This window comes from Ruegeria sp. HKCCA5491, from assembly GCF_013034565.1.
Lineage (GTDB): Bacteria > Pseudomonadota > Alphaproteobacteria > Rhodobacterales > Rhodobacteraceae > Ruegeria.
In genome coordinates this window covers 39,978-49,194 of the sequence record NZ_WQGG01000018.1, presented here as the reverse complement: position 1 = coordinate 49,194, position 9,217 = coordinate 39,978, and the positions used below count along the sequence as shown (strand labels likewise).

9 protein-coding genes and 1 tRNA gene are annotated in these 9,217 nt (G+C 55.2%); 3 read left to right on the top strand and 7 right to left on the bottom strand.

Annotated features, from left to right (window positions below):
• Positions 1-287: 287 nt before the first annotated feature.
• Positions 288-647: a group 1 truncated hemoglobin gene (locus GOV88_RS19755; protein WP_171238395.1), complete on the bottom strand. Its 360-nt coding sequence runs from the start codon at positions 645-647 to the stop codon at positions 288-290.
• 246 nt (positions 648-893) lie between these two features.
• Between GOV88_RS19755 and GOV88_RS19750 the strand changes: the two genes are divergently transcribed.
• The 3 genes from GOV88_RS19750 to GOV88_RS19740 all read left to right on the top strand — a co-directional run bounded on the left by GOV88_RS19750 (position 894) and on the right by GOV88_RS19740 (position 3,700).
• Entirely contained in the window at positions 894-1,724 is an 831-nt protein-coding gene (locus GOV88_RS19750; protein ID WP_171241465.1) for a class I SAM-dependent methyltransferase, read from the top strand.
• Positions 1,725-1,767: 43 nt separating this feature from the next.
• Entirely contained in the window at positions 1,768-2,562 is a 795-nt protein-coding gene (locus tag GOV88_RS19745; RefSeq protein WP_171241464.1) for a class I SAM-dependent methyltransferase, read from the top strand.
• Positions 2,563-2,755: 193 nt separating this feature from the next.
• Positions 2,756-3,700 carry an aldo/keto reductase gene (locus GOV88_RS19740; RefSeq protein WP_171241463.1) on the top strand — a complete coding sequence of 315 codons (945 nt, stop codon included), beginning with the start codon at positions 2,756-2,758 and terminating at the stop codon, positions 3,698-3,700.
• A 207-nt stretch (positions 3,701-3,907) separates the two neighbouring features.
• On the opposite strand, the gene GOV88_RS19735 is transcribed toward GOV88_RS19740, so the two are convergent.
• The 6 genes from GOV88_RS19735 to GOV88_RS19710 form a co-directional block, all read right to left on the bottom strand.
• Positions 3,908-3,984, bottom strand: a tRNA-Met gene (locus tag GOV88_RS19735).
• Positions 3,985-4,068: 84 nt separating this feature from the next.
• A complete protein-coding gene (locus GOV88_RS19730; RefSeq protein ID WP_171241462.1) occupies positions 4,069-5,043 on the bottom strand; it encodes an alpha/beta fold hydrolase in 975 nt (324 codons plus the stop codon).
• 1 nt (position 5,044) lies between these two features.
• A complete protein-coding gene (locus tag GOV88_RS19725) occupies positions 5,045-6,517 on the bottom strand; it encodes an NAD(P)/FAD-dependent oxidoreductase (protein ID WP_171241461.1) in 1,473 nt (490 codons plus the stop codon).
• Positions 6,518-6,689: 172 nt separating this feature from the next.
• Entirely contained in the window at positions 6,690-6,935 is a 246-nt protein-coding gene (locus GOV88_RS19720) for a hypothetical protein (RefSeq protein WP_171241460.1), read from the bottom strand.
• 47 nt (positions 6,936-6,982) lie between these two features.
• Entirely contained in the window at positions 6,983-8,137 is a 1,155-nt protein-coding gene (locus GOV88_RS19715; protein WP_171241459.1) for an aromatic ring-hydroxylating dioxygenase subunit alpha, read from the bottom strand.
• A gap of 99 nt (positions 8,138-8,236) precedes the next feature.
• Positions 8,237-9,142: a LysR substrate-binding domain-containing protein gene (locus GOV88_RS19710; protein ID WP_171241458.1), complete on the bottom strand. Its 906-nt coding sequence runs from the start codon at positions 9,140-9,142 to the stop codon at positions 8,237-8,239.
• Positions 9,143-9,217: the final 75 nt, after the last annotated feature.

Here is a 9,217-nt window from a genome sequence, read left to right as displayed (position 1 = left end):
AAACCCTCTCTTATCAAATCGACCTAAAATGTCCCATTGGCGCTGACGTCAGACAATCGTGTCGATTTCATCTTCACGCATCCGAGTGGAATAACCGACAACATCAGCGGCCAAGATCGTAGACAATCTCCTATTCATATTGGAGGTTCCTTTTGCGCATAAATTTTTAGCCCAAATGCACGATTGACCCATAGTAAGATATTTGACTTCAAGAGTCTGCAAGTCGGACAAGCAAGCTTTGATTTAATGATTTGAATATTGCCGACTCTACTCGGTTGTGGCGAAAGTCAGATACCTACAACTTGGTCCTTGAGGCTATATAGAATGTATAAGACCTCTTCTTGTTCCCGTTGACCGACGTCGTTGGCCTTCAGGGCGTTCATGGCGTCGTCCAGAACAGCGACAAACTCATCTCCGCTGATGTTCATGTACTGATGCGCTGCAACCATATCCTTGCCTCTATACATCTCAGGCCCACCAGAACCAGTTATGAAGAAGTCTCCTGCCATTTGTTTGAGGTGCTCCATATCGGTTCCCGCAAATCGTGCAGCGACAACTAGGTTTTTGGAGTGATTGTCCACCAGAACGTCGACTATCCGCCGAATACCATCCGTTCCTCCCAGACGTTCATATAGCGTCTTAGACATGGTGCCCCCGTGTCTGGCTCACCTCAAACCTCGATCTCTTATGAATGCTAGCATGCCGAGCTGATTGGCACCAAATCTTTAGCATTCAAGCGATGTCTATGATCATAGACCATCACCAAATGTGATGTCTGCTTCGGGCTCAATGCGGTCTTTCAGCCTAATTCATTGAACGGCTGCAATGCGGACGAAGCTGACATTTCGGATAACTGCGTGTACCCTAGCTGCATCGATTAGAGAGGCTGCGTAATGACTAATCCCAATGAAGTCGCGCACCATTACCATTCCGGTCACCTGCTCCAGCAGATTTCTGATGGTTGCGCAGCGCTGAACCTAGCCCCACCATTTTCTCAAGACGCCTTGGCTCCAGTTGACGAGTTTCACATTGGTGGGCGCCTCGCAACCGAACCGTTTGTGAAGGCTCTTGGCCTTACCCCCGAAAGCCGGGTTGTCGATTTTGGATGCGGTCTCGGCGGTCCGGCATGCTATGTCGCGGCAGCTACCGGAGCGCACGTAACTGGCGTTGATTTGACCGCTGAGTTTGTGGAAACCGGAAGGACACTCACAGAATGGACCGGGTTATCGGATCGGGTTCAACTTATCGAAGGCAGCGTGCTCGATTTGCCGCTAGAAGCTGGTTCCATGGACGCCGCTTATATGATCCACGTTGGAATGAACATCACGGACAAAGTAGGCATAGCGCGCGAGGCGAAACGGGTCCTCAAGCCAGGAGGAATCTTTGCAATTTACGATGTGATGCAAGTCGGAGAGGGACAAATGGACTATCCGGCGCCTTGGGCTTCTTCCTCAGATCAAAGCGCACTTGCACCACCGGAGACGTATGAGGCTGCTTTGAATTCCGTTGGTTTCGAGGTGAGTGACCGGATCGACCGAACTGAATTTGCCAAACAGTTCTTCGCCGATCTGGCTGCCGCGCAAAGCAGTGCAGATGGCCCTCCACCACTGGGCCTTCATCTTATCATGGGCGATGATACGGCGCTTAAGGTTCAACACATGGTTCGGAACATCGCCGGCGGATTGATTGCTCCGATTGAACTCCACGCTTGCCTACCAGAGTAACAAACCACTCTATACGATCGGCGAATACTAGAAAGGTAGGGTGATGGCTGCAGACAATTTCCGACTGACCAAAGAAGCTGCTCTCAAATACGACAGCCATAGTGTACCCGCCATGTTTGGACCACTGGCGCAAGCGACGATGGAGAAGGTTAACCTCCGCAATGGCGCGCACATCGTAGATATAGCCTGCGGCACTGGCGCTTTGACACGTGAGATCGCCAAGACTTTGTCAGGCAAAGGACGCATTGTCGGCGTGGACCTAAACGAAACGATGATAGAGGTTGCGCGGGCCAACCAACCAGAATCTGATCATACTTTTGAATGGCATGCCGCGGATGTATGCAACATACCCTATAAAGACGGCTCGTTTGACTATGCTTTCATTCAACAGGGCCTGCAGTTCTTCCCCGACAAACCGGCAGCCTTGACAGAAGTTCACCGCATACTGCGTGATCAAGGGCAGCTCTTTCTGACGTGTTGGCGCGCTGTGTCACCATTTAATGGGGCGCTTGCAGACGCCCTCGAAAGACATGTTGGCCCCGACGCAGCGACCAAGGCGAAGGCGCCGTTTTCGTTCCGCGATGGAGACTTAATTTCGAACCTTCTGACGGACGCAGGCTTCCAAATCAGCCGTCAAGACGCCTTGGTGCTTGAACGCCGTTTTGAAGACCTGCGGGCACAAATCATGGCTCTGCCGATTGAGGTGGACCTCAGAAAGGCGGGAGACAGGATTGCTGAAGCGGTTGTGGCAGAAGTGGCCGCTAAGCTGGCCCAGTACGACAGATCCGGCGTATTGCACGTTCCACAAGAAGCGCATCTTTTCGTCGCGGAAACGTGAGCGGCCATTCGCTGCGCTTTGATCGAAAGACCGCTCTGCGGACAAAGCTGCCATTTAGCGGAAAAGCTTCATAATTGGACTGCATGAACGAGTGCAGCGCCTCCCACGAATGACTCCGACAGCAAGACTGACTTGTTTCTAAGAATTTGATCGCGCAACATTTGCAAATTCCAGAACCTATTGGGAGGATGGCATGGCGGAGTTGCGCGAGATTGGTCAGACTGGGATACGGGTCCCTCGGATCGGGTTTGGGTCTACAGGATTGGGCAGTATTCCGGAAATTTATGGTTATGAAGTCGACGAAAACCGAGCGATTGGTACCATTAAGGCAATTCTTTCGCAGCCAAATACATTCTTGGACACGTCGCGTTGCTATGCCATGGGCCGAAGTGAAGAGCGCATCGGGAAAGTCATTCGTGAGCTTGGCGGGTGGCCGGGTGGACGAGTGCTTTCCACCAAGATCGACAGAAATCTGGAAACCGGCGCTTTCGATGCATCCCAAGCACGAAAATCATTTGAGGAAAGCCTTAGAGCTCTCGGTGTCGACAGCGTTGATATTCTCCACATCCATGATGTTGAATACGCCAGCGACTTATCGGAGGTCAAAGGAAGCGGTGGCGCGATTGAAGAGTTGTTTCGTATCAAGGACGAAGGTTTGGCAAAGGCTGTTGGAATCGCTGCGGGACGTGTCGACTTAATGACGCCAATTTTGGAGGCTTGGGATTTTGACGTAGTCCTGACACACAACAGGCACACGCTGGTAAATAACAATGCGGCACCTCTGATTGAATTCGCAAAATCACGAGGCTGTTCGATATTGAACGCAGCACCTTTTTCAGGAGGTGTATTGGCCCGAGGCAGTGCGATCCACCGCTTCTACGTTTATCGACCAGCAGATGATGAAATACTTGCGCCAATACGTGCAGTCGAAGAGATATGCGGTCATTACGATGTTCCAGTCGGTGCTGCAGCCTTGCAATACTCGTTAAAAGACGAAGATATCACTTCGACGATTTGCGGAGTTACGTGGCCTCAGCATGTTCAACAGGCAATGGAATGGGCAGAGTGGTCCATCCCTGAAGGCGTTTGGGAGGAACTCGCTGAGCTCGACAAAACTTCGAGCGACCCAGAAGCATAGAGTCGATTTGAAGATAGAATACTATTCTTCCAATTGTCCGCTTTGGGCTCGGTGCGGTCCTTCGCTGCGGTGTGCATCAATGTCCGCTTACAAGAAAACCAGGTGCAAAAATCGTCAGCTGTCACCCAAAATGTCACCCAGAACAGGGAAACATCGCTACTAGTGATGCCAGAATGCATCCAGTATTCTGATATTGTTAAGAGAATTTGGTAGCGGAGGAGGGACTTGAACCCCCGACACGCGGATTATGATTCCGCTGCTCTAACCAACTGAGCTACTCCGCCACGAGTGAAAGGCGATTTAAGGGAGGGGCCCGAGGGGGTCAAGAGGGAAATGACCCCCAAACCGGGATTCTTTTTGGCGGTGCTTCATCCTGTCTTGTCGGCGGCCTCGCCTTCGGCGTTTGCGGCCACCACAATGCGGCGGATAAAAGCAACGCAGGTTTCTGGGGCCGTAATTGGTATCATGTGACCCAGCCCCTCAAGTCGTTCGTCTGTCAGGCCAAACTGCGTCATGGGGGCGGCATGCGCCTCGGGCGACAGGATGGCGTCTTCTTGGCCGTACAGGATGCCGCCGGGGACTTTCAGATCCGGGTAACGCGCAACCTGCGTGTCCATGCTGTCGTCAATGCCCGCAACATCCTGTGACGCAGTAACGAAAGCCGTCGGGCGCAGACCCAAGGCACCACCCGCGCGATCCAGAAAATCTTCGGGCGCGGGCTCGGGGCCGAACACGATGCCCAGAGTATGAGGGGCGGTTTTTGCGGCCATTGGCACCGCGATCGTATTACCGATGAAGCTGCGCAGCCAATCCGTTCGGATCGCCAACGGTTTGAAGACGTCAGGCGGCCCCGGCATGACTTGCGTCAACGGAGCCAGCAGCGCCAGCGCCTTTGTCTTGCTAGGATTGTCTAGTGCCATGGCCAGTGAGACCGCTCCGCCCAGTGAATGTCCGACCAAGACGGCATTTTCCACGCCCTTGGCATCCAGCAACTCTTGTATCATCCGGCCCTGTTGGTGCAGTTGACCAAGATCGCCCGTGTCGCGTGTCGAATATCCGCAGCCGGGGCGGTCGACCGCAATGACATGGTAATCATCGGCCATCATGTCGACCATCGCATAGGTGAAATGCTGCAACTGCCCGGCAAGACCATGGATCATCACGATGGTCTGTTTTGCAGGATCGCCCGCCTCGACATAGTGAATACTGCCGCCTTGCACCGGTGCGATCTGACCCAGTTGCGGAACTCGCTTCAAACCATCCTGTGTCAGCTTTCGGGTCCAGAGATTCATGGCTCCGAAAAATGCCGCGATCAAAAGAACGATAATGAATAGGGTGGTCATCTCAATGCTCTCCACTTTGGGTCGGGACGACCGAGTATTGCTCGATCCCGGACCGCGCCATGCGCTTTTCATATTCTGATACGGTGCCGGGCCAGAGGGTTGTGTTGCGGCCCTTGGCATCCTGATACCAGGATGTGCACCCTCCGGCTTGCCAGACACTGTCTACGTGCCGGTCCTGCATTTCCTGCAGGAAAGAAGCCTGCTTTTCAGCATCCGGCGTGATGGTCTGGGTGCCATTGCTATTCATTTTGTCCAAGACACGCCCGATATGGCGCACTTGCGCCTCGATCATCAAAACGACCGAGTTATGACCCAGCCCGGTATGGGGCCCCAGCAGGATAAAGAAATTCGGAAATCCGGCGATAGCTGTGCCCAGATTGGCTTTCATCCCGTCAGACCACGCGTCCCGCAAGCTCAGGCCATTTGTTCCATTGATATTCAGAAATTCGACCGTTTCCGTGACATTGAACCCGGTGCCCCAGATCAGGATATCGGCCTTGGTACGCGTGCCGTCAGATGCGATGATCTGATCGCCTTCGATTGCGGCCACACCCTGCGGTACGACCGTTACGTTGTCGCGTGCAAGGGCAGAGTACCAGTCGTTAGAACTGAGGATACGTTTACAGCCGATCTGATAGTCGGGCGTCAGCATGTCGCGCTGGGCTGGGTCCGAGATCGCTTTTTCCAGCGAATTGCGCCACATCTTCATAGCAAAGTTGACGGCCCCCTTTTCGCCGCGAAAGACTCGGTGGCGGTATTCGAAAACCAGATAGATCAGTTTGCGGCGAAGCCTAGGCAGTATGGGCAGGCGTTGATACAGGCGGCGCACCCACGGCGCGATCGGTCCATCGGGGCGGGGCAGTACATAAGGCGCGGTGCGTTGAAAGATCGTGACTTGGGCTGCCATCTTCGCGATCTCAGGGACGAACTGGACAGCTGAAGCGCCTGTTCCTACGACCGCGATACGTTTGCCTGTAAGGGAAACATTGTGGTTCCACTGGGCCGAATGAAAGCTGGGGCCGGGAAAGCTGTCTGCGCCGGGAATGTTTGGAATACTGGGAATATGCAGGGCGCCTATGGCGGAAACAAGAAACCGGGCCGACCAGAGCTGACCCTCGTGGGTTTCGACCTGCCAGCGCGCTCCGTCCCACCGCGCCGCCTTCAGGCGATGGTGAAAATGGCACAGGTCGTACAGCCCTTCGTCCTGTGCGACTTTTTGTAGATACGCCTGTATCTCGGCCCCGCCCGCATAGGCGCGGCTCCAGTCAGGGTTCAGATGCGTGGCCATGGAATACAGGTGCGAAGGCACATCGCAGGCCACGCCGGGATAGGTGTTCTCGCGCCAGGTCCCGCCGATATCGTCTGCCTTTTCAAGGATTGCGATTTTGGTGATCCCTCGCTTTCGCGCCTCGACCGCCATGATCAGACCCGAGAACCCCGCGCCAACGATCAGCATATCCGTTTCATGTTCCATGCGTCCGCCCCTCCCAAAGCGACCGTGGTGGTGCGATCAGGATATAAACTGCGCAGGCTCGTGGATAGGGTCCCGTAGGGTCAGGTGCTAATCCACGTGCTTTCTTTCACCATCGGTGCAGGAAGGCAACTGACGCAGTTCTTATTTCCGGTCGAGCAGGCTTAGTGCCACGCTAATCCAAAAAGTCCAACCGATGCACACGCCCATAAGCAGCCAGTCGCGCGTTCAAGGCGTCTGCCTCGGCTGCGCCGGATTCCAGTGCAAAGACAAAGGCGTGGGTCAAATAGAAACAGGCCGCGTCGATGTCCTGCGCGGCCTCACACTCGTCAGCGGCCATGGTGTAATAGCGGATCAAGGCGTCAAGATCATTGTGATCATGCGCCTCAAGCAACAGACGATCCAAGTCGGTCTTGTCCATTGGGTCTCCGTCGGGATCGGTCGGCGCAGGCCAACCGGTTCGTGGCTCTATTCCGCGCGACCGTTTTCGATCTGTGTTGCGACCCAGTGATGGAAGTTATGCGTCGGCCCGTCCATCGCGGGCGAGAAGCGGCCGCCGTCGAACAGAACACCGTGGCGGCCTTTCTGCATGCCTTCGACAACAAAGACGTCTTCTTCGAATACGGTCTTCCAGAGTTGCGCGTTTGAGGCGCGCAGGCCGTCATGTTGGGGTGTGTCTTCTATGCTTTTGGCATAGTACAGTTCGATATGCTCGACCGTGTTTTCCTGATCGACGGGTTCCAGCACGATTGCAAAGGCATGGTCGCGCTGCACGCCCAGCAGGACATTCGGATAGAGCGCCACATACTCCGCGCCCTCATCCCATTGGTCGCTGAGGCCTTCAAAGTCCTCGAAGGTTGCGCCGTCCTGATCGGTCAGTTGCCGATAGACCAGCGTGCCCTGACCGGAATAGTGCCCGCGTTCTTCGATATTGTAGTGATCCTCAAGCCGGGAATAGCTGTTCAGGCCGGGGTGGACCCACGGCAGGTGATAGCTTTCGCAATAGTTCTCGACCGCCAGTTTCCAGTTGGTCTTGACCTCCAGCTTGAACGAGGATGTCTCGCCGCCGTGATACACGGGCTGGTCAAATTCCTTCCAACGCTCCAGCAGAGCGGCATGGGCGTCCTCGAAGGCAGGGGCATTGCCGTCCACGTTCACAAAGATCACATCGCGCCAGACATAAGATCGCACGCGGACCAGGCCCAGCTTCTTGCGGTCAACATCTTCGTGGGTGTTGTGGCCGGGGCCGCCCACATGTGGGGTCGCGCGCAATTCCCCTTTCAGGCTGTAACACCAGCTATGGTAGGGGCAGCGGATCGCGCCGCCGATTTTGCGGGGGGTATCGACCAGAATCATGCCACGGTGGCGGCAGGTGTTCTGGAAAACGCCAACCTCTCCGTCGCGGTCGCGCACGATCAGCAGGGGCATTCCCAGAAAGTCGACCGGCTTGGCGTCGCCTTCTTCGGGCACATCCTTGCCGAACCCGATCCCGGCCCAGTTCGCATACAGGACCGATTTCCGTTCTTCGGCGAAAACGGTCGGGTCGACATAATGTTCGTTAGGCAGGCCGTTGGCGACATTTACATCGGCCAGAACGGAGGATAGCGGGCTATGCTTGTTCATCGGGCTCTCCTGAAGGTGTGCTGGATGCGCTTTATCTGTATTGGCGGAAGGGAAGGGCACCACACAACATCAGAAAACCTCATCAAAGAGTGATTTCACCTAAACCGAACCGTTCTGAACCTCTTGAATGATCCAGTTCTTCAGGGCGCGCGCGCTGTCAGACAGATCTTCATCGGGGCGACCGACAAGGTAGAACTGGTTTGGCGCGGTCAGTTGATGCGGGCCGATGGTGACCAATTTGCCGGATTGCAGCATCGGCTGGATAAGCCGCTGCCACCCCAGCGCCAACCCAGCCCCCTTGCGGGCTAGCTGCAAGGCAACCGAATAGCTGTTTACGCGGGATTCAATTGGAATTGTGCCGCTATACCCCAATTGCTGAAACCATTCTGGCCAGGTTGTCCAGCTACGGTCTTCGGACTCAAGGTGAATCAACCGCTCGGCTGCAAGTTGATCCAATCTGGCGCCGATCAGTCTGTCGGCGACCTCGGGGCTGGCGACCGGCACCAAATGATCGCGGAACAAAGGCGTATTTGTAAGGCTGGGATCACTGTCACGGCCATAGCGGATAAAGAAGTCAACATCCGGCCTGTCGCGAAAGGCGCGGTCTTGAGACAATTGATCAACGTTGACCTCGGGCATGTCGCGCCAGAACCGGATGACAGCCGGGGACAGCCACAGGGCGGCAACGGCCGTGGTCGATCCCACCGTGACCTTTTCGACCGAAGCGCGATTCCGGATTGCGCCCAGAGTTTTCGAGATACAAGTGAAAGAGGACGACAGTGCCTCGTACAAGGCTTTCCCATCTTCGGTCAGATCAACGCCCCGGTGTTTTCGTTGGAAAAGGGCTGTGCCCAGATCGCCCTCAAGCGCCTTGATCTGGTGGCTGACCGCGCCGGGGGTGACCGAAAGTTCCTCGGCCGCGTTCTTAAAGCTCAGGTGCCGCGCTGCGGCCTCGAACGCGGATAAGGTGGTTAACGGCGGGAGGTTATAGTGGCGTCTGGACATGATGGGCGGCAATCATCGGCGGGTTTTGGATTACTTTCATTCACCTCAGTATTGGCAATTCGACGGGTGAAAGCC

Bases quoted from the DNA above. Each gene is read 5' to 3' on its own strand.
- GOV88_RS19740 (WP_171241463.1), top strand. From the start codon at position 2,756: ATGGCGGAGTTGCGCGAGATTGGTCAGACTGGGATACGGGTCCCTCGG.
- GOV88_RS19755 (WP_171238395.1), bottom strand. From the start codon at position 647: ATGTCTAAGACGCTATATGAACGTCTGGGAGGAACGGATGGTATTCGG.
- GOV88_RS19720 (WP_171241460.1), bottom strand. From the start codon at position 6,935: ATGGACAAGACCGACTTGGATCGTCTGTTGCTTGAGGCGCATGATCAC.
- GOV88_RS19745 (WP_171241464.1), top strand. From the start codon at position 1,768: ATGGCTGCAGACAATTTCCGACTGACCAAAGAAGCTGCTCTCAAATAC.
- GOV88_RS19715 (WP_171241459.1), bottom strand. From the start codon at position 8,137: ATGAACAAGCATAGCCCGCTATCCTCCGTTCTGGCCGATGTAAATGTC.
- GOV88_RS19750 (WP_171241465.1), top strand. From the start codon at position 894: ATGACTAATCCCAATGAAGTCGCGCACCATTACCATTCCGGTCACCTG.
- GOV88_RS19730 (WP_171241462.1), bottom strand. From the start codon at position 5,043: ATGACCACCCTATTCATTATCGTTCTTTTGATCGCGGCATTTTTCGGA.
- GOV88_RS19725 (WP_171241461.1), bottom strand. From the start codon at position 6,517: ATGGAACATGAAACGGATATGCTGATCGTTGGCGCGGGGTTCTCGGGT.
- GOV88_RS19710 (WP_171241458.1), bottom strand. From the start codon at position 9,142: ATGTCCAGACGCCACTATAACCTCCCGCCGTTAACCACCTTATCCGCG.